The following is a 24,078-nucleotide window of genomic DNA, read 5'->3' on the forward strand; positions in this document are numbered from 1 at the left end:
GCCCCGCCTGGTATGTGTGGACCGACACGAGGGAGGTCGCATGCGGATCTCGGTGGCCGCCGACAGCAGGGACGGCGTGGCCGAACGGGTCGTGAGCGAGCTGCGGCGGCGCGGCCACGAGGTGCTCACGCACGGCGCGCTCGCCGACGGCGAGCACGGCGAGCGGGGCGTCGAGCAGGGCGGCGAGCAGGGCGACGGCGAGCGTGACGACTGGGCGTGGGCCTGCGAGCGGGCCGCCCGCGACGTCGCCGAGGGCCGCGCCGAGCAGGCCGTCGTGTGCTGCTGGACCGGCACCGGCGCCTCGATCGCCGCCAACAAGGTGCCCGGCGTGCGCGCCGCGCTGTGCGTCGACGCCTACACCGCCGACGGGGCCCGCAAGTGGAACGACGCCAACGTGCTCGCCCTGAGCCTGCGGCTGACCTCCGACGTGGTGCTCGACGAGATCCTCGACGCCTGGCTGGCGGGCCGCCCCAGCACCGACCCCGCCGACGTCGCCAACATCGCCCACCTGGAGCAGATATGAGCGAGGACGTCCCCGGCCCGTACGGGCTGCACTGCACCCACTGCGGCGAGAACGCCCTGGAGGCCGGCTTCATCATGGACTCCGGCGAGAGCAGCAGGGGCTTCGCCCGGTGGGTCGAGGGCGCGCTCGAACGCGGCATCTTCGGCGGCGCCAAGCTGATGGGCCGCCCCCGGTGGGAGATCGAGGCCTACCGCTGCCGCGAGTGCCACCACCTGGAGCTCTTCACCCGGCACCCCGCCTGAGGGCCGCCGCCGACTCGGTGCGGGCCGGGAAGCGGGCCGGGGAGTGGGCCGGGAAATCGTCGGCCGCGGCGTCTAGGGTGCTGGCATGACCGACGTGCTGCTCCGCGGCGGGCTCCCCTGGGGGCTCGGGTCACCCGCCGACGTCCTCGTCCGCGACGGCCTGATCCACGCCGTCGGCCCCGCTCTCGCCGCCCCGGGCGCGCGGGTGATCGACATCACCGGCCAGCTCGTGCTGCCCGGCCTGGTCGAGGCGCACTGCCACCTCGACAAGACCCTGTACGGCGGCCCGTGGGTGCCCCACTCCGCCGACGACAGCCTGGCCGGCCGCATCGGCAACGACCTCGGCCGCCGCGCCGAGCTGGGCGTGCCCGACCCCGGTCGCATCACCGCCCTGCTGGAGCGCATGAGCGCGGCCGGCACCACCCACGTCCGCACCCACACCGACGTCGACCCGCACGTGGGGCTGCGCGGCGTCGAGGCCGTGCGCGAGGCCGCCGCCCGCGTGCCCGGGATCGAGGTGCGCCAGGTCGCCTTCCCGCAGCACGGCCTGCTGACCAACCCCGGCACCGCCGAGCTGCTGGAGGAGGCGCTGAAGAGCGGCGTGGAGGCGGTGGGCGGGCTCGACCCGGCCGGCGTCGACCGCGATCCGGTGCGCCACCTCGACCTGATCTTCGGCCTGGCCGAGCGGTACGGCGCGCACGTCGACATCCACCTGCACGACGGCGGCACGCTCGGCGGCTGGGAGCTGGAGCTGATCATCGAGCGGGCCAAGGCGCTGGGGCTGGGCGGGCGCGTGACGGTGAGCCACGCGTACGCGCTGGGCCAGCTCGACGAGGCCCACCAGGACCGGCTGGTCCACGGGCTGGCCGAGGCGGGCGTCGCGCTGGTCACCGCCGCCGTCTACAGCTTCCCGGTGCCGCCGGTGAAGAAGCTGCGGGCCGCCGGCGTCACGCTCGCCTGCGGGCACGACGGCATCCGTGACCTCTGGGGGCCGTACGGCAGCGGTGACATGCTGGAGCGGGCCATGCACGTGGCCTACCGCAGCACCTTCCGCAGGGACGAGGACATCGAGCTGGCGCTGGAGGCCGCCACGTTCGGCGGGGCGCGGGCGCTCGGGCTGGAGCGCTACGGGCTGGCCGAGGGCGACCGGGCCGACCTGGTCGTGCTGCCGTGCGGCGGCCCGGCGGAGGCCGTGGTCGTCCACCCTGCGCGCACTCTGGTCATGAAGGACGGCGTCGTCCTGCACAATTGACCGGCGGGACCATCGAAAGGCAGGCAAGTGCTCTCTATTCACCAGCGGATCGCCGCGGAGCTCGGCGTACGCGACGGGCAGGTGCAGGCGGCCGTCGAGCTGCTCGACGGCGGCGCGACCGTGCCGTTCATCGCGCGATACCGCAAAGAGGTCACCGGCGCGCTCGACGACGCGCAGCTGCGCACGCTGGAGGAGCGGCTGCGCTACCTGCGTGAGCTGGAGGAGCGCCGCACGGCGATCCTGGAGTCGATCGAGTCCCAGGGCAAGCTCGACGACGCGCTGCGCGAGCAGATCATGGCGGCCGAGACCAAGGCCCGGCTGGAGGACATCTACCTCCCCTACAAGCCCAAGCGGCGCACCAAGGCGCAGATCGCCCGCGAGCTGGGCCTCGAACCGCTGGCCGACCGGCTGCTCGCCGACCCGGCGCTCGACCCGGCCGCGACGGCCGCCGAGTTCGTCACCGAGGGCGTCGCCGACGCGGGCGCGGCGCTGGAGGGCGCGCGGGCCATCCTCATCGAGCGCTTCGCCGAGGACGCCGACCTCATCGGCGGCCTGCGCGAGCAGCTCTGGAACCGCGGGCGGCTGGTGTCCAAGGTGCGCGAGGGCAAGGAGGAGGCGGGGGCCAAGTTCGCCGACTACTTCGAGTTCGGCGAGCCGTTCACCAAGCTGCCCTCCCACCGCGTCCTCGCCATGTTCCGGGGCGAGAAGGAGGAGATCCTCAGCGTCGCGCTGGAGCCCGACGACAGCCCCGACTACGAGCTGCGCATCGCCTCCCGGTTCGGCATCTCCGACCAGGGGCGGCCGGCCGACAAGTGGCTGACCGAGACCGTGCGCTGGGCCTGGCGCACCCGCATCCTCGTGCACCTCGGCATCGACCTGCGGATGCGGCTGTGGCAGGCGGCCGAGGACGAGGCGGTGCGGGTGTTCGCCGCCAACCTGCGCGACCTGCTGCTGGCCGCGCCGGCCGGCACCCGTACGACGATGGGGCTCGACCCCGGCCTGCGCACCGGCGTGAAGGTCGCCGTGGTCGACGCCACCGGCAAGGTCGTCGACACCGCCACCATCTACCCGCACGAGCCCAAGCGGCAGTGGGACCAGTCGCTGGCCGTGCTCGGGGCGCTCGCGCAGCGGCACGGCGTCGAGCTGATCGCCATCGGCAACGGCACCGCCTCGCGCGAGACCGACAAGCTGGCCGGCGAGCTGTGCAAGCACATGCCCGGGCTCACCAAGATCGTGGTGTCGGAGGCGGGGGCGTCGGTCTACTCCGCCTCGGCCTACGCCTCCCAGGAGCTGCCCGAGCTCGACGTGTCGCTGCGCGGCGCGGTCTCCATCGCCCGCCGCCTCCAGGACCCGCTGGCCGAGCTGGTCAAGATCGACCCCAAGTCGATCGGCGTCGGCCAGTACCAGCACGACCTGGCCGAGACCAAGCTGTCGCGCTCGCTCGACGCCGTGGTGGAGGACTGCGTCAACGCCGTCGGCGTGGACGTCAACACCGCCTCCGCGCCGCTGCTGACCCGCGTGTCGGGCATCGGGTCCACGCTGGCCGAGAGCATCGTCCGGCATCGCGACGCCAACGGCCCCTTCCGCGCCCGCACCGCGCTGAAGGAGGTGCCGCGGCTCGGGCCGAAGGCGTTCGAGCAGTGCGCGGGCTTCCTGCGCATCCGCGGCGGCGACGACCCGCTCGACGTCTCCAGCGTGCACCCCGAGTCCTACCCGGTGGTGCGCCGCATCCTCGACACGGTCAAGACCGACCTCCCGTCGCTCATCGGCAACACGGCGGCGCTGCGCTCGCTGCGGCCCGGCGACTTCACCGACGACACCTTCGGCCTGCCGACGGTCACCGACATCCTGCGCGAGCTGGAGAAGCCCGGCCGCGACCCGCGTCCCGCCTTCAAGACCGCCACCTTCAAGGAGGGCGTCGAGAAGATCTCCGACCTGGCGTCCGGGATGATCCTGGAGGGCGTGGTCACCAACGTGGCCGCCTTCGGCGCCTTCGTCGACGTCGGCGTCCACCAGGACGGGCTGGTGCACGTGTCGGCCATGTCGCGCACGTTCGTCAAGGACCCGCGTGACGTGGTGAAGCCGGGGGACATCGTCCGGGTGAAGGTGCTGGACGTGGACATCCCGCGCAAGCGCATCTCCCTGACGCTGCGCCTCGAGGACGACACCACCGCCCAGCACGACGGCGCCCGCCGCCCCAACGGCGGCCGTGGTGAGGGCGCCCGTGGTGACGGCGCTCGTGGTGATGGCGCCCGGGGCGACGGCGCTCGCGGCCAGGGTCAGGGTCAGGGCCGGGGTCAAGGCGGGCGCGACGGCCAGCGTGACGGGCAGCGCGACGGCCAACGTGACGGCCAGCGCGGCGGACAGCGTGAGGGCCAGCGCGGCGGGCAGCGCGGCGGGCAGCGCGGCGGACAGCGTGAGGGCCAGCGCGGCGGGCAGCGTGACGGGCAGCGTGACGGCCAGCGTGACGGCCAGCGCGGTGGTGCTGACGGCGGGCGGGGGCGCGGCGACGGCGGGCGCGGCGGCGGCCAGCGCCGCCAGGGCAGCCCGGCCCCCACCGGCGCCATGGCCGAAGCCCTCCGCAAGGCCGGCCTGACAGGCGGCGACAACCGCTGACCACCCCCGGCCGCCCCAGCCGCCCCAGCCGCCCCTGTCGCCGCTGACAGTGCCGGCAGCCGGGCAGCCTCGGCGGCCGTCCTCCCAGGACGGCCGCCGACCGTGAGAAGAGGCGCGTGTGCCCACCCTCCTCGCCGAGCTCCTCGACCCGCACAAGAGGTCGGATCATCTGTACGGCGTCGCCGACGTCGAGGAGCCGTGGCACCTGTACGAGATCGACCTCGCCGCCGGCGACTGGGCCGGCGCCGCCGACAACGGCGTCGCCCTCCAGTGGCGCGCCGACACCCACCTGCTGAAGTACGAGCTCTGGGACGGCCCGCCCCCGCCGCTCACCACCTGGGACGCGACCTGGTCGGGGAGCGTGCGCATGGGCTGCGGGAGGGTGTCGGCCCTGAGCGGTCACGGCGGCGGCGTGTTCTCGGGGGCGGAGTTCGATCTGGGCCGGCGGGAGGCCGTCTGGCAGGTCAGGGTCCACCGCAAGTCCCTCGGCCACGAGGAGTTCACGGCTGAGCTCGTCGGCTGCACGGTGTTCAAGATCCAGTTCTGGGCGGCGCCGCCGGGCCGGTGAGCGGCGGCGGGGCGTTACGGTCGGAGGGTGAGCACTTCGACGTTCAGCACGGCGATCACGCAGGCCCGCGACCTGCTGAGGTGGCGTTCCCCGCTCCGGACCGAGCTGTGGGCGGCCCGGCTGGCGGGCGCGCTGGAGCCGGACCAGGCGGAGCCGTTCCTGCGGGAGCTGGTCGCGGACGGCGGTTCGGAGGCCCGCCTGACACTTGCCGCCCTGGCCGCGGTCACCGCCCCGGCCCATCACCCCGTCCTTGACCTGGGCCCTGACCCCGTCCCCGGCGGTGAGCCGGGCGGCGACGACGACAACGACAGCGTGACGGCCACGTCGGACGTCGCGGCGGCCGTTCGGCGGGCGGCGGCCGGGGCGCTGGACACGTTGCCGGAGTGGGCGCGGCGCATGGGGCGGGTGACCTGCGAGGGCGCCTGGTACGGCAAGGCGGACCCGTACGGCGAGCAGGTCCTCGCGGCGCTGAACTTCCGCTACGAGAACGGCAAGGAGCCGCACGTCCTGGTGGTCGGCATCGACCAGCCGCACGGCGGCCTCGCGGTGGACGCCCTGGTCGAGGAGGTCAAGTTCCTCGATGACCTCGGGCTGGCGGCGGCCGAGCCCGGGGTGGTCGCGGGACGGGTGCTGGACGCGTTCGAGCTGGGTGACCGCATCCTCGGGACGCCGGTGGCGGACACGCTGCCCGGGGTCCGTCCCCTGGCGGTGGCGCGGGCGGCCGGGGTTCCGGGGCTCGTGCGTGGTCCCGGCGACGACACTGCGGAGCGCTTCGCGGAGCTGCTGCCCGGCCTGCCGGGGGCGGGGGAGGCGTTCGCGAAGCTAATGGAGTTCGTCGGGGACCGGCCGCTGTGGTGGAGCCCGGCACGGGTGTCGCGGTTCCTGACGGTGTGGCTGCCGCGTGAGGCGATCCTGTCGGACGCGGCGGTCGCGGCGATGCCGGAGGTGGTGCGCGCCTGGACGCGCTTCCACGGCGACCAGCCCGCGGTGCTGCGGCGGATCGACGAGGACGCGCCGCGCCTGCCCGCCCTGATGGCCGACGACTCCTTGGCGAGCCTGGGCAAACGCCTGGCCAGGCAACCACGCGACTAGCGTTGCGGCGCGGCCCCTCTCGAATCAAGGGCGGATCCCCCGAAGGGCAGGCTCGTCAGGGACGGGCGCGTCAAAGACGGGCGCGGCCGGCCCGAGCGGCCGGGAGCGCCTCCGGAGCCAGGCCCGGCGCCAGGCCCGGAGCTGGCGACGGCCCGGCTCCGAGGGCCGCAGACGGCCGCGAGCCGCAGGGGACCGGGCAAGGGCCGGAGGCGGCTCGCTGGGCCGGACGCGGCTCGCTGGGCCGGACGCGGCTCGCTGGGCCGGACGCGGCTCGCTGGGCCGGACGCGGCTCGCTGGGCCGGACGCGGCTCGCTGGGCCGGACGCGGCTTGCTGGGCCGGACGCGGCTCGCTGGGCCGGGCGTGGAGGAGGGGAGGGTGTCAGGGGGTGAGGCGGCGGCGCAGCAGGCAGAACTCGTTGCCTTCCGGGTCGGCCAGCACGTGCCAGCTCTCCTCCCCCGTCTGCCCGACGTCCGCCGGCCGGGCCCCGAGGTCGAGCAGCCGTTTCAGCTCCTCGTCCTGGTCCCGGTCGGTCGCGTTGACGTCGAAGTGCAGCCGCAGCTTCTCGGTCTTGGGCTGGTCGGTGCGGGAGAAGACGATGGTCGGCTGGAGGCCGCCCCAGCCGGCCTCCGGCCCGATCTCGACGTCGTCCTCCTCGCGTCCGAGGACCTGGTAGCCCAGCACGTCACACCAGAACGCCGCCAGCCGCTCGGGCTCCCGGCAGTCGATCACGAGTTCACTGATCCGGCACGCCATGTCGCAGTTCTACCCGATCATCCGGTCAGAAGGCGTACCGGATGCGGCAGTACGGCAGTTTCGCCTCGATGAGCTCGGTGAGCGCGGCGACGTACCGGCCCTTGTGCCCGGTCTTGTAGCGGACGTTCCAGCCGCCGGTCTGCGACCGTTTCGGCTGCTGGAGCTCCGGCTGCCACAACACGTCCTCGGCCTTCGGGTGCCAGCCCAGGTTGACCTCGTGCAGCCGGTCGTTGTGGGTGAGGAAGATGACCTCGGCGGCGAGCTGGGCCTTGGCCTGCGGGCCGAGGCCGGCGTCGAGCTGGTCGAGCAGCTCGGCCCAGCTCTCCAGCCAGCCCTCCCGCACCACGACGGGGCTGAAGTTGACGTGCACCTCATAGCCGGCGGCGACGAAGTCGTCGATCGCGGCGATGCGTTCGGCGATGGAGGAGGTGCGGATGTCGAGCAGCTTGGAGTCGGCGGCGGGCATGAGGCTGAAGCGGACGCGGGTGCGGCCGCGCGGGTCCCAGTCGAGCAGGTCGCGGTTGACGTACTTGGTGGCGAAGCTGGCCTTGGCGTTGGGCAGGTCGCGGAACAGCCGCACCAGGTCGAGCACGTTGTCGGAGATCGTGGCGTCCAGCGAGCAGTCGGAGTTCTCGCCGATGTCGTAGACCCAGGCGGACGGGTCGACCTGGTTGGGCTCGGGCTTGACGCCCTGGCGGCCGGCGTGGCGGCGCACGTACCCGAGGATCTTGTCGATGTTGGCGAACACCGTGATCGGGTTGCTGTAGCCCTTGCGGCGCGGCACGTAGCAGTAGGCGCAGGCCATGGCGCAGCCGTTGGCGGTGGAGGGCGCGATCCAGTCGGCGGAGCGGCCGTTGGGGCGGGCGGTCAGCGACTTCTTGATGCCGAGCACCAGCGCCTCGGTCTTGATGCGCACCCAGCGGGCGACGTTGGTCTCGTCGCCGTACAGCTCGGGGATGCGGTGGTGGCTCTCGATCTCGACCAGCTCGGCGTCGGGGAAGCGGTCGAGGATCTCACGCCCGCGCGGCAGCCGCGCCGCCTCGGGCTCGACGTAGATGCGCCGGATGTCGAGCAGCCGCTGCGTCTGCATGCTCACCCCTCCCCCGGCTGGTCCACGGGACAAGCGTATGCGGTCCGGGAGGCGAGTTGCCAGGTCAGGACGGGTGTGCCGCATCGGCGGCAGTGCTCGCGCCGGTAGACCCAGCGCTCGTCGGGGTGGCCGGGATCGCTGACGACCTGCCCGGCGTCGCGCCCGAGGGCGAGGTACGCGGCCGCCGCGTCCCACAGCCGCCCGGCCCGCTCCGCGCCGACGTCGCGGACGCCGGGATGCAGGCCGACGAGGAACAGCAGCTCGGCCCGCCAGGCGTTGCCGATGCCCGCCCACACCTTCTGGTCGAGGATCGCCGCGCCGACCGGTCCGCCGAACGCGTCCAGCCGCCGCACGGCCTCGTCCCTGGAGGCGTCGGGGCGCAGCGGGTCGGGGCCGAGCGAGTCGCGGAGCGCCGCCACCTCCGCCGGTCCGTACGTCTCGCACTGGATGGGCGCGATGAGGTCGAACGCGACGTCGTCGGCGGCCAGCCGCAGCCGGGTCCCGCGCCGGGGCTCCTCGCCGGGGTCGTCGTAGCGCAGGAAGATGCCCCGCATGCCCAGGTGCACGTGGATGGCCGGGGCGTCCGCGAAGTGGTAGAGCAGGTGCTTGCCCAGGGCCTCGACGCGGGCCAGCGTCCGCCCGTCGTAGGGCCGCGCGTCGAACCGGCCCTGCGGCCCCGACGCCCGCAGCGCCCGCCCGCCCAGCGCCGCCTGTTGCTCGTCGGCGTGGCGATGAATGAGATGTCCCTCCGGCACACCCCTCCCCTACCCCGTGAGCTGCGACGATGCCGTCCGGGACGACTTGGCCGGGCCGCTCGGGTCGCGGGGCTCATCCGCGGCCCGCGGGCCGGGGCCGGCGGGGAGGCGCCGGGGGCCGGTCCGGGTTCTCCCCGCCCGGCCGGCTGAGGAGCTGGGCGGCGGCGCTGGAGAGGAGCATGTCGAGGGCGGTCGGGTAGGCGCTGTCGTTCATGCGGGCCACCAGGAGCGGGGCGGTGGCGGCGATGTGGGGGTGGGTGGCGGCGGGCAGGCGGGCGTAGGTGTCGCGCCAGACCTCCTCGTCGGCCTCGCGGGCGGCGGGCGGCAGGGCCAGGGTGGCGGCGTCCAGGATGGAGAAGGCGAGGCTCTGGTCGATGAAGGCGTGGTAGATGCGGACCGCGTCGGCGTCGGCGAAGCCGGCGCCGCGCAGGATGCCGAGGATGATCTCGTCGGTGGCGACCTCGTTGGGGCGGCCGGTGACGCGGCTGGCGGTCAGCACGGCGGCCTGCGGGTGCGTCAGGTACGCGTGGTGGATGCGCAGCCCCAGCTCCCGCAGGTCGGCCCGCCAGTCGCCGGACGGCGACCAGCCGTCCATCGCGTGCCCGAACAGCTCGTCGGCGATGGCGAGGACCAGGTCGTCCATGCCGCTGAAGTACCGGTAGACGGCGCTGGCGTCGGCGCCGAGGGCGAGGCCGAGGCGGCGGGCGGTGAGGCCGGCGGCGCCGTGCTCGCGCAGCATGCGGAGAGCTGTCTCCACGATGAGCTGATGGGTGAGGACCTGTCCGTGTTTGGTCGGCCGGCGTCGTCTGCGCGCCGCCTCCGGCACCACTCGCTTGGCCATCGTGGGCCCTCCTTATGCCAACGCCATTGACGTTGATGAGCGTAGTGCAGTTGGATTAACGACACAGCCCCCCAAATGCGTATAAAGGGGATTTTTCGTCATGCGTATCCTTCTTGTGGGAGCCGGCGGGGTGGGAACCGCCATCACCCGTATCGCCGCCCGCCGTCCGTTCTTCGAGCACATGGTCGTCGCCGACTACGACCTCCCCCGCGCCAAGGCGGCCGTCGCCGCCCTGGGCGCGGCGGCCGGCCGGTTCACCCCGGCCAGGGTGGACGCCGCCGACCGGGCCGCCGTCGCCGCGCTGCTCCGCGAGCACCGCTGCGACGTGCTGCTCAACGCCACCGACCCGCGTTTCGTGCTGCCGCTCTTCGACGCCGCCCTCGCGGCGGAGGCCGACTACCTCGACATGGCGATGTCGATGTCCCGGCCGCACCCGGAGCGGCCGTACCAGGAGGTCGGGATCAAGCTGGGCGACGAGCAGTTCGCCCGCGCGGCCGAGTGGGCCGCCTCGGGCCGGCTGGCGCTGGTCGGCATGGGCGTGGAGCCCGGCCTGGCCGACGTCTTCGCCCGCTACGCCGCCGACGAGCTGTTCGACGAGATCGAGGAGATCGGCATCCGCGACGGCGCCAACCTCACCGTCGAGGGCTACGACTTCGCCCCGTCGTTCTCCATCTGGACCACGATCGAGGAGTGCCTCAACCCGCCGGTCATCTACGAGAAGGACCGCGGCTGGTACACCACCGAGCCGTTCAGCGAGCCGGAGGTCTTCGACTTCCCCGAGGGCATCGGCCCGGTCGAGTGCGTGAACGTGGAGCACGAGGAGGTGCTGCTGGTCCCGCGCTGGGTGGACGCCCGCCGGGTCACCTTCAAGTACGGCCTCGGCGAGGAGTTCATCGGCACCCTGAAGACCCTGCACGCGCTCGGCGTGGACCGCACCGAGCCGGTCCCGGTGCGCGGCGACCACGGCGGCACGGTACGGGTCTCGCCGCGCGACGTGGTGGCCGCCGTGCTGCCCGACCCGGCCGAGCTGGGCGACCTCATGCGCGGCAAGACCTGCGCGGGCACCTGGGTGAAGGGCGTCAAGGACGGCCGGCCGCGCGAGGTGTACCTGTACCACGTGGTGGACAACCAGTGGTCGATGCGCGAGTACGGCTCCCAGGCCGTCGTCTGGCAGACCGCCGTCAACCCGGTGGTCGCCCTGGAGCTGCTGGCCGACGGGGCGTGGAAGGGCGCCGGGGTGCTGGGCCCCGAGGCGTTCGAGCCGCGCCCGTTCCTGGACCTGCTGGTCGAGTACGGCTCACCGTGGGGTCTCCGGGAGCAGTGAAAGCGGTTGCTGGATCATAAAAGGGCGACAACCGTACAGCGGAGGTAAGCCCCTTGAGCAGCATCGCCGACGACCCCGACCGCGCGCCCGCCCGATCCCACCTGTACGCCATGGGCATGTCGGAGGAGGAGATGCGCCGGCCCGTGGTCGGCATCGCCTCCACCTGGACCGGCACCATGCCCTGCAACCTCACCCACCGCGAGCTGGCCGCCCACGTCGCCGAGGGGGTGCGGGCGGCGGGCGGCACGCCGATGGAGTTCAACACCATCGCGGTCTCCGACAATCTCACCATGCACACCCCGGGCATGCGCGCCTCGCTCGTCAGCCGGGAGGTCATCGCCGACTCGATCGAGCTGATGGGCCGCGCCCACGGCTTCGACGCGCTGGTGGCGATCGTCGGCTGCGACAAGACCGTGCCCGCCGCGATCATGGCGCTGGCCCGGCTGGACGTGCCGTCCGTGGTGCTCTACAGCGGCACGATGATGCCGGGCCGGTGGCGCGGCCGGGACGTGACGATCCAGGACATGTGGGAGGCGCTGGGCGAGCGCGAGGTCGGCCGGCTGGACCAGGCCGACCTGGACGACCTGGCCCGGCACGCCTGCCCCGGCGCGGGCACCTGCGCCGCCCAGTACACCGCCAACACCATGGGCGGCGTGGCCGACTTCCTCGGCCTCGCGCCGTTCGGGGTCGGCGACATCCCGGCCGAGGCCGCGGAGAAGAACGCCGCGGCGCGGCGGGTCGGCGAGATCGCCATGGAGGCGCTGGCCCGCGACGCCCGGCCGTCCCGGGTGCTGACCGCGGACGCCCTGCACAACGCGATCGTCTCGGTGGCCGCGATGGGCGGCTCCACGAACGCCGTGCTGCACCTGCTGGCCATCGCCCGCGAGGCCGGGCTGCCGCTGGTCATCGACGAGATCGGCGAGATCTGCCGGCGGGTCCCGATCATCACGGGGCTGAAGCCGAGCGGCGGCCCGTACACGGCGCTGGACCTGTGGCGGGCGGGCGGCACCTCGCTCGTGGCGCGGCGGCTGCTGGAGGCCGGGCTGCTGCGCGAGGACGTCACGCTGGTGGACGGCCGCAGCCTCGCCGACGTGGCCGCCGACGCGGAGGAGACGCCGGGCCAGCAGGTCGTGGCGGACGCGGAGCGGCCGTTCAAGGCGCGCGGGGCGCTGGCGATCCTGCGCGGCTCGCTCGCGCCGGACGGCTGCGTGCTCAAGCTCGGCGGCAAGGACGACTTCCGGCACGAGGGCCCGGCCAGGGTCTTCGACTCCGAGAACGACTGCTACCGGGCGATCCAGGACGGCCGGATCGTGGCGGGCGACGTCATCGTGGTCCGGTACGAGGGCCCGGCGGGCGGCCCCGGCATGCGGGAGATGCTCTCCATCACCGGGCCGCTGGTCGGGCGCGGGCTCGGCACGTCGGTGGCGCTCGTCACCGACGGCCGCTTCAGCGGCGTCTCGCACGGCCTGGTGATCGGCCACGTGACGCCGGAGGCCTACCACGGCGGCCCGATCGCCCTGGTGCGGGACGGCGACACCGTGGTGATCGACAGCGCGGCCGGGACGCTGGACCTGCTGGTGCCGGAGGAGGAGCTGGCGGCGCGCCGGGCCGCGTGGCGGCGGCCGGAGCGGGAGGTCGAGCGGGGCGTGCTGACCAAGTACGTCAGGACCGTGGGGTCGGCCTCCGACGGCGCGGTCACCGCTTGACGGCGGCTATGCTGCGCATTGACGTTTCGGTCATGCCTTATAGGCGGGCATGCCCTCCCCAGGTGACGCGAAGGAGACTTGCGCGATGTACAAGGAGTTCGCCGTCGAGGCCGTGATGTGGGTCGTCCCGGTCGTCGTGCTGATCGGGGTGGCGCTCCTCGTCACCGCGTGAGCCCCGCAGGGGGCCGGCCGATCGCCCGGCCCCCTGGTCCACGCTCAGCGGTAGTACTTGTACGACACGTTCGTACGGGCGTACGGGCGTCCCTCGATGCGGCCGTCCAGGGCGGCGTTGTAGAGGTCGGCCAGCCTGGCGGTGCGCACGGTGCAGGCGGCGTAGCGGACCCGGTAGGGCCGGATGGTGCCGACGTAGTCGTAGCAGGTGCCGGCGCTGCGACCGTCGATGCTGAGCCGGGCGTTCAGGCGCACGTTGTAGAGGTACTTGCCGGAGACGTTCCTGATCCGGACCTTGATCTTGCACGTGTCCTCGCACCTGCCGAAGCTGACCTTCGTGCGGATGAGCTGGGCGGAGGACGTCGCGGCGGCGGCGGGCGCGGCGATGAGGGTGGTCGCGGCGGCCGCGGCTAAAGCGGTGGCGGCGAGGCGTCTGAACATGGTTCCCCCTGTGGTTGAGAGATCGTCGCTCCCCCCTGACGGCAGCGACTCGTACCTGTCCGACTACTACCTGATCTCGGACAGGTCATCGTGGGCGGTCGAAGATCCGATATAGAACGGTTATCCGCTTATATCGCCCTTATCCCGCTAAGTGTCGCTACGACGCCCAGGCCAGCAGCGGCGCCCCCCTCTTCAGCCGTTTCAGCGCCTGCTTCTCCAACTGCCGGATGCGCTCCCGGGTCAGCCCCAGCCGCGCCCCGATCTCCGTGTACGTCTGCACCTCCTGCCCGCTCAGCCCGTACCGCAGCCGGATGATGAACTGCTCGCGCGGCGGCAGCGTCGTGACCACCTGGTGCAGGTCCTCGCTCATCGCGCGGCGCTCGGTCCACTCCTGCACCTGGAGGCCGTCGTCGTCCGCGATCATGTCGCCGATGCGCCCCTCGCCGTGCTCCCCGACCGGGACGTCCAGGCTGACCATGTCCTGGCCGAGCGCCCGTAACGAGGCGACCTGGGCGAGGCTGCGCTCGGCCGTGCCGGCCAGCTCGGCGTCGGTCGGGTCCCTCCCCAGCTCGGTGGCGAGCTGCCGCTCCACCCTGATCAGCCGCGACAGCTCCTCGGCCACGTGGACCGGCAGCCGCACGGTCCTGCTCTTGTCGTGGATCCCGCGCTCGATGGCCTGCCGGATCCACCACATCCCGTACGTGGAGAACTTGTAACCCTTGCGGTAGTCGAACTTCTCCACCGCCCTGATCAGTCCGAGATTGCCCTCCTGGATGATGTCGAGCAGGGGCAGCCCGCGGAAGGAGTAGCGCCGCGCGGTCGCCACCACCAGCCGCAGGTTTGACCTGATGAGCAGGTCCTTGGCGCGCTGTCCGTCCAGCGCCACGAGTTCGAGCTCCGGCGTCGAGGCGCCGCGCTCGATCAGATGGCCTGCGTACAGTCCTGCCTCGATCCGCCGGGCGAGGTCGACTTCGTCCGCGGCGGAGAGCAAGGGGGTCTTTCCGATCTGCTCCAGGTACATGCCGAGCAGATCAGGCTCTTCGGCCGACATGCCGGGGCACTACCCGGTAAACGGCGGCGAATGCCCCTCTTCGTTCAGTTCGGCGATGGCCAGCTCCGCTGTGCTGCGGATGTCGAAGAACTTGTCCAGCGCGGTGATCGCGAACAGGTGCTTGCACCGGCCGTTGAGCCCCGACAGCAGCAGCCGGCCGCCGGACGCGGTGACCGCCTTGTGCAGGTAGACCAGCACGGACAGGCCCGAGGAGTCGCACACGCTGACGGCCTGCATGTCGATGACGAGCAGCGGGGGCTGGGTGAGGTCGAGCGCCTTGGTGACGCGGTCACGCACCTCGGCCGCCGAGCCGAAGTCGAAGTCTCCTGTCAGCCTCGCGATGACGCAGGGTCCCTGGAGCCCGAGGCTTATCGACAGCGCCTGCTCCGAAGTCACCCAGCTCCACCTACCCGCGTCGCTCTCCCGATCCACATACTTTACGAGAAGTAGCGCTTCGGGTTGAACACCAGCATCTGCTCGATCTGGTCGTCGGTCACACCCGAGTCGAGCAGTGCGGCCAAGACGTCGTCGTGGATGTGATCGTAGCGCCAGTTCGGCGCCATCGCCCGGCGAGTCTCCTCCCAGGCGCCGCCGAAATAGTCCATGAAGCAGGCGGTGTCGTGGCTGAGCACCATGCGGTCGGCGTAACCGCGCTGGCACAGGGCCGCGATGGTGGCCACGCGCTGCGGCGTCGGGTTGTAGAGGTCGAGGCCGAACCGGTCCATGCCGAGCGTGGCGCCGGTGTCGGCCAGGCGCATGAGGTAGTCGAGGTCGTTGCTGTCGCCGGCGTGGCCGACCACCACCTTCGTCAGGTCCACGCCCTCCTTGGCGAACAGGTCGAGCGCGATCAGCCCCGACCGCGCGGCCGCGTTGGTGTGGACGGTGATCGGCGCGCCGGTGCGCACGTGGGTGCGCGCGACGGCCCTGGCGATGCGCTCGACGCCGGGCGTCAGGCCCTTCTCCTCGACCACGCACTTGAGGAAGGCCGCCTTGACGCCGGTGTCGGCGATGCCGTCGGTGAGGTCGCGGACGAAGTCGTCCACCATCGGGTCCGGCAGGTCGGGCGACAGGGCGGGGCCGCGGTACTCGTACTGGTGGGGCAGCTCCTCGAAGGCGTAGATGCCGGTGGCGACGACGATGTGGAGGCCGGGCACCTGCTCGGCGACGCGCTGGATGCGCGGCAGGTAACGGCCGAGGCCCCACACCGTCGGGTCCACGATCGTGCGCACGCCCTTCGCGGTCAGCGCGTTGAGCTTGGTGACGGCGTCGGCGACCCGTTCCTCCTCGTCCCACCAGGCGCCTTTGCCGTAGTTGTCGAGGTGTTCGGTGGAGACGACGAAGACGTGCTCGTGCATGAGGGTCTGGCCGAGGTCTTCGACGTCCACGGGGCCGCGGACGGTCTGCACGGTGGGCATGGCGCCTCCATACCGGCTGGTCGGTTTGCGCCAAAGTAGACGTCCGGAAGTCCGGCGTCAATGAGCGGCGCCGGACAGCTTGCGGCGGTAGAGCGGCGCGGGCGGCCCCAGCCGGTCGCCGGCCACCGCCGCCGCCACCCGCGCCGCCGCGCCGGGCAGGAAGGGCGCCAGCTCGGCGGCGAGGTCGCGGCAGGCGCGGACGAGCGTGCCGAGCGAGCGCTCCCGCGCCGCGCCGGCCTGCCGCCAGGGCTGCTCGCGGTCGACGTACCGGTTGGCCTCCTCGACGATCGTCCACACGGCCGCGGCGGCGCGGCGGAAGTCGAAGTCCGCGAGGGCCGCGTGCACCTCGCCCGGCACCGCGCCGGACACCCCGGCCAGGGCGTCGCCGTCCGGGACGTGCCCGTCGAGGAACCGGCACACCATCGTCACCACCCGGTTGACCAGGTTGCCGAGGCCGTTGGCCAGGTCCTCGTCGTGCCGGGCGGCCAGGCGGCGCTCGGTGAAGTCGGCGTCGCCCACGCGGGGCACCTCGCGCAGCAGCCACCAGCGCACCGCGTCCGTCCCGTACGCCGCCACGAGCGCCACCGGGTCCACCGCCCCGTCCGCCGACTTGCTGATCTTGCGGCCGTCCACCGTGAGGTAGTCGTGCACGAGGAGGTCCGTCGGCAGCGGCAGCCCGGCCGACAGCAGCATCGCCGGCCAGTACACCGCGTGGAACCTGATCACGCCCTTGCCCATGAGGTGCGCCTTGCGCGGCTCGCGCACCCACCAGCGCTCGTACTCGGCGCCCTCCAGGGCGGTGACGTAGTTGGCGAGCGCGTCCCACCACACGTAGATCACCTGGCCGGGGTCGCCGGGCACCGGGATGCCCCAGCCGCGGGCGCGGGCGGCCGAGCGCGAGACGCTGATGTCGGCGAGGCCCGCCTCGACGAACGCCAGCACCTCGTTGCGCCGCGCGGCCGGCTCGACGCGCAGCCGCCCGCCGCGGATCAGCTCGGCGAGGGCGTCCTGGTAGCGGGAGAGCCGGAAGAACCAGTTCTCCTCCGACACCTCCTGCAGCGGCTCCCGGTGGCCGTCGGGGCAGGGGCCCTCCGGGTAGAACTGCTCGCAGCCGACGCAGTAGAGCCCGTCGTAGTGCCGCCGGTAGAGGTCGTGCCCGACGGCCCGCCAGATCCGCTCCACGCCCGGCCGGTGGCCGGGATGGCCGCTGGTGCGGACGAACGCGTCGAACGACAGCGCGAGCGGGCCGCGCAGCCCCTCGAACGCGGCGGCGTTGCGGTCGACCAGCTCGCGCACCGGCACGCCCTCGGCCTCGGCGGCCAGCACGTTCTTCAGCGAGTTGTCGTCGGTGCCGGTCTGGAAGCGCACCGGCTCGCCGCGCCGCCGGTGGTGCCTGGCCAGCACGTCGGCCTGCACCAGTTCGAGGGCGTGCCCCAGGTGGGGGCGGGCGTTGACGTAGGGGATGGTGGTCGTGATGTACATCGGGTGCCTCCCGTGGGGCCCCGGACACGACGAGAGGCCCCGGTTCGCAGGGCCTCAACGTGGACGTCGCCGGTGAACCCCGCTAGGGGGCCATCATCACCGGTGCGTACGTCATGCACCCATGCTAGCCGCGCAGCCCCCGGCCGGGCGAGGCGATAAACCCGCCTCGAACCCGCCTCAGCGCGGCGCGGGCCGGTGCCGCGCCAGCCAGGCGACGACCCCCACCGCGAACACCGCCAGCCCGGCCACCACGGACGCGAGCGGCAGCGTGGCCGCCAGCACCAGGCACAGCGCCAGCCCCAGCACCGGCACGACCTTCGGCGGCGCGCCCTCGGCGCGGCTCAGCGTGTACGCGCTGGCGTTGGCGAGCGCGTAGTAGACCAGCACCCCGAACGAGGAGAACCCGATCGCGCCGCGCAGGTCGGCCACCAGCAGCAGCACGACCACGGCCGCGCCCACCGCCAGCTCGGCCCGCCTCGGCACCTGCCGGACCGGGTCGACCGCGGCCAGCACGCCCGGCAGGTCGCGCTCGCGGGCCATGGCCAGCACCGTGCGCGAGACGCCGAGCAGCAGCGCCAGCAGCGCCCCGAGCGCCGCCACCGCGGCCCCCGTCTGCACGACCGGCACCAGCCAGGCGGCGCCCGCCCGCCGGACCAGGTCGGCCAGCGGCGCGGCGGACCTGGCCAGCGGCCCGTCGCCGAGCACGCGCAGCGCCGCGAAGGCGACCAGCGCGTAGACGACGAGGGTGACGCCGAGCGCGACGGTGACGGCCCTCGGGATGGTGCGGGCCGGGTCGCGGACCTCCTCGCCGAGCGTCGCGATGCGGGCGTAGCCGGCGAAGGCGAAGAAGAGCAGGCCGCCACCCTGGAGCACGCCCCGCAGGTCGAAGCCCGGCGGCTCGGTGAGCGGGGCGTAGGCGACCCAGGACTCGGTGACGCCGCTGGTCAGGCCCGCGACGACCACGGCGGCCAGGACCGCCAGCACGAACGCCACCAGCACCCGCGCCACCCCGGCCGAGCGCTGCACGCCGTACAGGTTGAGCACGGTCAGGGCCACGACCGCGCCGATCGCCAGCGGCCGGGCCAGGGCGGGGGCCGCGTACGCGCCGAAGGTGAGCGCCATCGCGGCGCAGGAGGCCGTCTTGCCGACCGTGAAGCCCCAGCCCGCGAGGTAGCCCCACAGGTGGCCGAGCCGCCGCCGGCCGTAGACGTAGGTGCCGCCGGACTCGGGGTAGAGCGCGGCCAGGCGGGCGGAGGACGTGGCGTTGCAGTAGGCGACCACGGCGGCGAGCGCGAGGGAGAGCGGCAGCCACGGCCCGGCGGCCGCCGCGGCCGGGGCGAAGGCGGCGAAGACGCCCGCGCCGATCATCGCGCTCAGCCCCACGACGACCGCGTCGGCGGTGCCGAGCCGCCGCGCCAGCTCTTCGGGCATGCCCGCCTCCTCACCTCCGGCTGATCCGCGGGCACCACTCTGCCGTATCGGGCCGACAGAACGCGGCCGGGAGGCGTCCGCCAGATGGACCGGAAGGGTCAGGCTCGGAAGGGTCAGGCTCGCAAGGGTCAGGCGTCGCCCTGCGGGGCGGGGACCACCAGGACCGGGCGGCGCGCGTGGTGGAGGACGCGGTCGGAGGTGCTGCCCAGCAGCAGCGAGCGCACCCCGCCGAGCCCGCGGGTGCCGGTCACGATGAGCGTGGCGCCGAGCTCGTCGGCCACATCCACGATCGTCGCCCACACGGCCACCGCGTCGGACTCGCACCGCGGCGTGGCCTCAAGACCGGCCTGTCTGGCCAGGTCGGCGCCCCGCTGCGCCAGCTCGCTCATCGCCTGCCCGATCGCCTCGTCGCCGGCCCCGTCGCCGTCGATGGTCAGCATGAGGCCCGCCGACGCCCGGGCCGAGCTCATCGCCAGCCGCTCCCACACCGTCAGCACGACGGCCCGCTCGCCCTTGAACATCTGGCCGGCGAAGGCGATGGCGGCCTTGGCGTCGTCGGAGCCGTCGTACGCAATCAGGATCGTCATGCCAGCACTCTTTCCCTGCCTGCGGCTTTCACGCCTGGCGGACTGCCGGGCGGGCGGCCAGGGCGCGTCCCGCCACCGGCCGCAGCAGCGACATCCCGGCCAGCGCCAGCACCCCCAGCTCGGTCACCACGACGGTCCGCTGGATGAGCCCGGCGGGGATGTCGTCGTTGGTGAGCGGGATGCCGAACATGCGCACCACGTACGGGACCACGACCAGCACCAGCGCCCCGAGCGCCACCAGGCACAGCACCCGCACCGCGCGGGCGTACCTGATCCTGGCCCTGGCCAGCAGCAGCCCCGCCACCGGCATCATCAGGAAGGCGGCGAAGGCGGCGTAGCGGTGGATGCCGCCCGACAACGACAACGGCACGCCCGGCCGGTCGGTGGGGAAGGCCCCGATGAGGAACATGCTCGCGCCCCACGCCAGCAGCAGCCCCACGACCCACCGGTTGCCCCCGGCCCGGCGCATCGCCTCCGCGATGAGCGTCGAGCCCACCGCGAACAGGGTCAGCGAGGCCGGCAGCAGCCAGCCGGACTGCTGGAAGGCGTACTCGCTGATCACGGTGTGCATCGGGTCGAGCCCCGCCTCGGCGTGCAGGGTGAGCATGGCGCCGGTCCCGGCGCCGACGGTCGCGAATCCACTGACGAGCAATCCCTTCATGCCTCTTAAGCTCGTGGAACGCGGCTTCCCGGAGTATCGGAGATCGGCCCGAAGCGGCCCTGAAGCTCCCCCTAGTACTTAAGTCTCGACATATCGGGATCAGGCGTACTGACCTGGGAGAAGAGGACCCTGGGTAGGGTTGCCCCCCTCAGGGTGGGCAGGGTTCGCCCTGATTTGACTTAGAGCGCACTCCAAGGCCCAAGCTGGATCCACAGCACTCACCCGGGACCTCGGCGTCCTGGACGAACAAGATCGACGCCTACAGGGGGATGGCATGAACAAGCGCACTCTCGGCACCGGCGGACCGGAGGTCTCCGAGCTCGGCCTCGGCTGCATGGGCATGTCCGAGTTCTACGGCCCGGCCGACGAGAAGGAGTCGATCGCGGTCATCCACCGCGCGCTCGACCTCGGCATCGACTTCCTGGACACGGCCGACATGTACGGCAGGGGCGCCAACGAGGAGCTGGTCGGCCGCGCCATCAGGGACCGGCGGGACGAGGTCGTGCTGGCCACCAAGTTCGGCGTGCGGCGCGAGGGCGCCTCCCGCTCCATCGAGAACAGCCCCGACTACATCCGCTCCGCCTGCGACGCCTCGCTGCGCCGCCTCGGCGTGGACCACATCGACCTCTACTACATGCACCGCCGCAACCCGGACGTGCCCATCGAGGAGTCGGTCGGGGCCATGGCCGACCTCGTCCGGGCGGGCAAGGTGCGCCACCTCGGCCTGTCGGAGGTGAGCGCGGAGACGCTGCGCGCGGCGGCCGCCGTGCACCCGATCGCGGCGCTGCAGAGCGAGTACTCGCTGTTCACGCGGGGCCTGGAGGCGGAGATCCTGCCGGCGGCCCGCGAGCTCGGCATCGCGCTGGTGGCGTACTCGCCGATCAGCAGGGGCCTGCTCACCGGCGCGATGCCGGTCGCCGACGAGCTGCCGGCCGACGACTTCCGCCGCCACTTCCCGCGCCTGTCGGGCGAGAACGCCGAGCACAACGCCCGGCTGGTGGCCGAGGTCAAGCGCGTCGCCGACGCGGCCGGCATCACGGTGGCGCAGCTCGCGCTGGCCTGGGTGCTCGCCCAGGGCGAGGACGTCGTGCCGATCCCCGGCACCAAGCGCCTGGCGTACCTGGAGGAGAACGCGGCGGCGGCCGACGTCACGCTCACCGCCGAGCAGCTCGCCGCGCTGGCCGCGGCCGTGCCCGCGGACGCGGTGGCCGGTCAGCGCTACCCCAGCATGGCGGAGGTCGAGCGCTGACCCGCGGCTCGCGGGGAGCTGGTCGAGCGCGGTCAGCCGGCGGCTCGCGGGGCGGCGGCCCGGTCGAAGTAGGCGCGGACGACGGTCGCGCCCGGCCGGGTGTGGACGCGTACGAGGTCGGCGAGCAGGTTGACGATGAGCAGGCCGCGCGAGCCCGGCAGGCGCGGGTCGACCGGCCTGCGCCCCGCCAGCGGGTCGCGGATGTGGCCCCGGTCGCTCACCTCGCACACCAGCCGATCGTCCTCGGCCCACACCCGGATCGTGCCGGCCCCGCCGCCGTGGTCGAGGCTGTTGGCGCCCAGCTCGGCGACGACCAGCCGGATGTCGTCGAGCCGGTCGCCGGCGAAGCCCAGCAGGGCGGCCCGGCGCGTGGCGAGGTGGCGCGCCGCCGACAGGTTGGTGTGGTCGAAGCGCAGGGCGAGGTATTCGGCCGGCTCGGGGAAGGGCCGGTTGTGCTCCTCGACCACCTGGCCGGGCGCGTAGTGGGCGCTGGGGCGCTCGCCCTCGTCGTCCCACAGCACCGGGTGGGTGCGCGTGGCCTCCTCGACGACCTCGGGGGTCAGCGCGGCCACGTCGTACGGGCACAGGATCGTGACGTGCCGCCCGGCGAAGGACAGGTTGATCAGCGCCTCGTGCTGCGCGCAGGCCGGGTATTCGGTCGCCGAGCGGCCGGGCCAGATGGGCTCGCCGATGATGCGCACGCGCCCGCCGGGGTGCGCGTCGGCGAAGTCGTGCAGGACGGCGGGCAGGATGCGCCCGGGGTTGCGCCCGGCCCGGCTCATGTCGACCAGTCGCACGGCGGCGGCGTCGGCGCCGAGCCCGTCGGCGATCAGCGCGAGGTTGGCGGCGGGCGCGGCGACCGCGACCGGCTCCCCCGCCGTCAGGCCCGCGCGCACGAAGGCCGTCGTGGCCGCGACGTACTCCCCTGAGCTGCGGTAGAACAGCGCAGGGTGCGAGAAGGGTCCGGCGAGCGTCATCGCCTCCCACGCTACCCAACGCTGATGAGTTCATGGCCAACAGTTGGGTACCACTTAGGTTGTGAAGAGAGTCCAGGTCATTCTCCGCCCCCGTCCGGTCCGCCGACCGGAGCCCCTAGATCTGCGGACCCCTTCCGGGCGACGGCTCCCGTTCTGAGCGTGCCGAACCTATGCTCGGACCATGTCGGATTTGCACATGCTGGTCTCCGATGAGGACCGTGAGCGGACGACCAAGCAGCTCCAGCAGGCTTTCGCCGAGGGCCGTCTCACGCGCCCGGAGCTGGAGGAGCGCATCGGGCTGGCCCTGACCGCCAGGACCTACGGCGACCTGCTGGGCCTGATCACCGATCTGCCGGCCGCGCAGGCCGTCCCCGCGCCCGAGGACGTGGTCGAGCTGGAGACGAAGAACGACCACGTCAAGCGCTCCGGCGACTGGGCGGTGCCGCGCCGGCTGCGGGTGGTCTCCAAGTACGGCGGCGTCGACCTCGACCTGTCCGAGGCGGTCATCCCTCACCCAGTGGTGGAGATCGACCTGGAGCTGGCCTACGGCTCCGCCAAGATCGTGCTGCCCGAGGGCGGCACGGCGAACGTGGACGGCGTCCGCAGCGACTGGGGCCGCGTCTCGACCGGCGACGTCCCCGGCCGCCCGCGGGCCGGCGCCGTGCACGTGGTGATCACCGGCACCGCCAAGTACGGCGGGGTCAGCGTGCGCTACCCGCGCAAGCGCTGGTTCACCCACTGATGGAACAGCGCGATGTGGTGCTCGCTCGGCACCAGCACCCCGCCCTCCCGGTAGGCGCGTGACGACATGCCGGGCTGGGTCCGCTCGCAGGCGTCGAAGTCCTGCTCGTTGACCCGGTGGAACAGCTCGACCGACCGCGACAGGTCGGCTCCCGAGGCCACCACGCCGGGGTGGTAGAGCCAGTCGCACTCGACGAGCGTGCGGTCCACGGCCAGCGGGAACATCCGGTGCAGGATCACGTGGTCGGGCACCAGGTTGACGAACACCTGCGGCTTGACGGTGATCGCGTAGTAGCGGCGGTCCTGCTCGGGTGACACGCCGGGCAGCTTGCCGAAGCCGGGGCCGCCGTCCACGGTGAAGCCCTCGGCGCGCTCGGCGAACTCGGCGCCGTGGCCGACGTAGTACTGGGCCGCGTAGCCTCCCGCGAACTCCGGCAGCACGGCGACCAGCTCCGGGTGGATGGTCGCGCAGTGGTAGCACTCCATGAAGTTCTCGACGATGAGCTTCCAGTTGGCCCGGACGTCGTAGCTGACGCGGCGGCCGAGCGCGAGGCCGTCCACCTGGTAGCGCTCGATGGCGGCGGGGTCGCCGAGCCGTTCGGTGGCCGCGCCGGTGACGCTCTCCTCGAACGAGGGCGGCTCCGCGGCCAGGCACACCCAGGCGTAGCCGAGCCATTCGCGGAGGTGGACGGGGATGAGGCCGTGGGCGACGCGGTCGACGTCGGGCATCCTGGCGAGATTGGGGGCGGCGGCCAGGTGGCCGTCGAGGTCGTAGGACCAGGCGTGGTAGGCGCACCGGATCGTCCGCCTGACCTCGCCGGCCGGCTCGTCGCAGAGCCGGGCGCCGCGGTGCCGGCAGACGTTGAGGAAGGCCCGCAGCCGGTGGTCGCGGCCGCGGACCACGAGCACGTTCTCCCTGCCCACCTGGACGGTCCTGAACGATCCCGGGCGCGGCGCGTCCTCGCCGCGCACGGCGCAGAACCAGAGGCTTTCGAAGATCTTGGCCTGTTCGTCGGCGAAGACGTCCGGGTCGGAGTAGGAGCGGCCGGGGAGCGTGGGGATCAGGCTCGACGTGGTGGTCAACCGGCACCGCCTTGTTGCGTATCACG

Annotated in this window: 25 protein-coding genes; 11 read left to right on the forward strand and 14 right to left on the reverse strand. The window is 73.1% G+C overall.

The features are described 5' to 3' along the window. Nucleotides 1-40: 40 nt before the first annotated feature. The 6 genes from MF672_RS01400 (at nt 41) to MF672_RS01425 (ending at nt 6,293) form a co-directional block, all read left to right on the forward strand. Nucleotides 41-523 carry an RpiB/LacA/LacB family sugar-phosphate isomerase gene (locus MF672_RS01400; RefSeq protein WP_242381054.1) on the forward strand — a complete coding sequence of 161 codons (483 nt, stop codon included), beginning with the start codon at nt 41-43 and terminating at the stop codon, nt 521-523. Continuing rightward, the gene (locus MF672_RS01405; RefSeq protein ID WP_242381053.1) at nt 520-765 is read left to right on the forward strand and encodes a hypothetical protein; all 246 of its coding nucleotides are present in this window, start codon (nt 520-522) and stop codon (nt 763-765) included. Before MF672_RS01400 ends, MF672_RS01405 begins: the two co-directional genes overlap by 4 nt. A gap of 85 nt (nt 766-850) precedes the next feature. After that, complete coding sequence (locus MF672_RS01410; protein WP_242381052.1) at nt 851-2,017, forward strand: amidohydrolase; 1,167 nt, start codon at nt 851-853, stop codon at nt 2,015-2,017. A 27-nt stretch (nt 2,018-2,044) separates the two neighbouring features. Then, nucleotides 2,045-4,633 carry a Tex family protein gene (locus tag MF672_RS01415; protein WP_247815128.1) on the forward strand — a complete coding sequence of 863 codons (2,589 nt, stop codon included), beginning with the start codon at nt 2,045-2,047 and terminating at the stop codon, nt 4,631-4,633. Nucleotides 4,634-4,751: 118 nt separating this feature from the next. Then, a complete protein-coding gene (locus MF672_RS01420; RefSeq protein ID WP_242380904.1) occupies nt 4,752-5,201 on the forward strand; it encodes a hypothetical protein in 450 nt (149 codons plus the stop codon). Nucleotides 5,202-5,228: 27 nt separating this feature from the next. Further along, nucleotides 5,229-6,293 carry a hypothetical protein gene (locus tag MF672_RS01425; protein ID WP_242380903.1) on the forward strand — a complete coding sequence of 355 codons (1,065 nt, stop codon included), beginning with the start codon at nt 5,229-5,231 and terminating at the stop codon, nt 6,291-6,293. Between the two features lie 379 nt (nt 6,294-6,672). Here MF672_RS01425 and MF672_RS01430 read toward each other — a convergent pair whose 3' ends face one another. From MF672_RS01430 to MF672_RS01445, 4 genes are all read right to left on the reverse strand, one after another. Next, complete coding sequence (locus MF672_RS01430; protein WP_242380902.1) at nt 6,673-7,047, reverse strand: VOC family protein; 375 nt, start codon at nt 7,045-7,047, stop codon at nt 6,673-6,675. 25 nt (nt 7,048-7,072) lie between these two features. Continuing rightward, complete coding sequence (locus MF672_RS01435) at nt 7,073-8,137, reverse strand: spore photoproduct lyase family protein (protein ID WP_242380901.1); 1,065 nt, start codon at nt 8,135-8,137, stop codon at nt 7,073-7,075. A gap of 2 nt (nt 8,138-8,139) precedes the next feature. Beyond that, nucleotides 8,140-8,892: a DNA-formamidopyrimidine glycosylase family protein gene (locus MF672_RS01440; protein WP_242380900.1), complete on the reverse strand. Its 753-nt coding sequence runs from the start codon at nt 8,890-8,892 to the stop codon at nt 8,140-8,142. Nucleotides 8,893-8,965: 73 nt separating this feature from the next. Then, nucleotides 8,966-9,733, reverse strand: a complete 768-nt coding sequence (locus tag MF672_RS01445) for a TetR/AcrR family transcriptional regulator (protein ID WP_242380899.1) — start codon at nt 9,731-9,733, stop codon at nt 8,966-8,968. 100 nt (nt 9,734-9,833) lie between these two features. On the opposite strand from MF672_RS01445, the gene MF672_RS01450 reads away from it, so the two are divergent. The 3 genes from MF672_RS01450 to MF672_RS51190 are packed head-to-tail and all read left to right on the forward strand — an operon-like array spanning nt 9,834 to nt 12,935. Beyond that, nucleotides 9,834-11,057 carry a saccharopine dehydrogenase family protein gene (locus MF672_RS01450; protein ID WP_242380898.1) on the forward strand — a complete coding sequence of 408 codons (1,224 nt, stop codon included), beginning with the start codon at nt 9,834-9,836 and terminating at the stop codon, nt 11,055-11,057. A gap of 53 nt (nt 11,058-11,110) precedes the next feature. After that, a complete protein-coding gene (ilvD, locus tag MF672_RS01455) occupies nt 11,111-12,763 on the forward strand; it encodes a dihydroxy-acid dehydratase (protein WP_242380897.1) in 1,653 nt (550 codons plus the stop codon). Nucleotides 12,764-12,812: 49 nt separating this feature from the next. After that, the gene (locus MF672_RS51190) at nt 12,813-12,935 is read left to right on the forward strand and encodes a hypothetical protein (protein WP_302893140.1); all 123 of its coding nucleotides are present in this window, start codon (nt 12,813-12,815) and stop codon (nt 12,933-12,935) included. 44 nt (nt 12,936-12,979) lie between these two features. Here the strand turns inward: MF672_RS51190 and MF672_RS01460 are convergent, their stop codons facing one another. The 8 genes from MF672_RS01460 to MF672_RS01495 form a co-directional block, all read right to left on the reverse strand. Beyond that, on the reverse strand, nt 12,980-13,375 hold the full coding sequence (locus tag MF672_RS01460; RefSeq protein WP_242380896.1) for a hypothetical protein: 396 nt from the start codon (nt 13,373-13,375) through the stop codon (nt 12,980-12,982). Nucleotides 13,376-13,532: 157 nt separating this feature from the next. Continuing rightward, nucleotides 13,533-14,426 (reverse strand): sigma-70 family RNA polymerase sigma factor, encoded by an 894-nt coding sequence (locus MF672_RS01465; RefSeq protein WP_242380895.1) that lies wholly within the window; start codon nt 14,424-14,426, stop codon nt 13,533-13,535. A 9-nt stretch (nt 14,427-14,435) separates the two neighbouring features. After that, entirely contained in the window at nt 14,436-14,822 is a 387-nt protein-coding gene (locus MF672_RS01470) for an STAS domain-containing protein (protein ID WP_242380894.1), read from the reverse strand. 41 nt (nt 14,823-14,863) lie between these two features. Then, nucleotides 14,864-15,841: a phosphotriesterase family protein gene (locus MF672_RS01475; RefSeq protein ID WP_242380893.1), complete on the reverse strand. Its 978-nt coding sequence runs from the start codon at nt 15,839-15,841 to the stop codon at nt 14,864-14,866. A gap of 57 nt (nt 15,842-15,898) precedes the next feature. Then, entirely contained in the window at nt 15,899-17,323 is a 1,425-nt protein-coding gene (locus MF672_RS01480; RefSeq protein WP_242380892.1) for a methionine--tRNA ligase, read from the reverse strand. 177 nt (nt 17,324-17,500) lie between these two features. Then, entirely contained in the window at nt 17,501-18,754 is a 1,254-nt protein-coding gene (locus MF672_RS01485) for an APC family permease (protein ID WP_242380891.1), read from the reverse strand. Nucleotides 18,755-18,882: 128 nt separating this feature from the next. After that, nucleotides 18,883-19,341, reverse strand: a complete 459-nt coding sequence (locus MF672_RS01490) for a universal stress protein (protein WP_242380890.1) — start codon at nt 19,339-19,341, stop codon at nt 18,883-18,885. A 28-nt stretch (nt 19,342-19,369) separates the two neighbouring features. Next, nucleotides 19,370-20,002, reverse strand: coding sequence for a DUF998 domain-containing protein (locus tag MF672_RS01495; RefSeq protein WP_242380889.1), 633 nt, complete (start codon nt 20,000-20,002; stop codon nt 19,370-19,372). Between the two features lie 274 nt (nt 20,003-20,276). Here MF672_RS01495 and MF672_RS01500 point away from each other — a divergent pair, with 274 nt between their 5' ends. After that, nucleotides 20,277-21,251, forward strand: a complete 975-nt coding sequence (locus tag MF672_RS01500) for an aldo/keto reductase (protein WP_242380888.1) — start codon at nt 20,277-20,279, stop codon at nt 21,249-21,251. 32 nt (nt 21,252-21,283) lie between these two features. Here MF672_RS01500 and MF672_RS01505 read toward each other — a convergent pair whose 3' ends face one another. Then, entirely contained in the window at nt 21,284-22,228 is a 945-nt protein-coding gene (locus tag MF672_RS01505) for an anti-sigma factor RsbA family regulatory protein (RefSeq protein WP_242380887.1), read from the reverse strand. 181 nt (nt 22,229-22,409) lie between these two features. Between MF672_RS01505 and MF672_RS01510 the strand changes: the two genes are divergently transcribed. Next, entirely contained in the window at nt 22,410-22,970 is a 561-nt protein-coding gene (locus MF672_RS01510) for a DUF1707 SHOCT-like domain-containing protein (protein ID WP_242380886.1), read from the forward strand. Here the strand turns inward: MF672_RS01510 and MF672_RS01515 are convergent. Then, complete coding sequence (locus tag MF672_RS01515; protein ID WP_242380885.1) at nt 22,940-24,052, reverse strand: aromatic ring-hydroxylating oxygenase subunit alpha; 1,113 nt, start codon at nt 24,050-24,052, stop codon at nt 22,940-22,942. The genes MF672_RS01510 and MF672_RS01515 overlap by 31 nt on opposite strands. Between the last annotated feature and the right edge of the window lie 26 nt (nt 24,053-24,078).

Origin of the sequence: Actinomadura luzonensis, from assembly GCF_022664455.2 — a bacterium.
Classification (GTDB): Bacteria; Actinomycetota; Actinomycetes; order Streptosporangiales; family Streptosporangiaceae; genus Nonomuraea; species Nonomuraea luzonensis.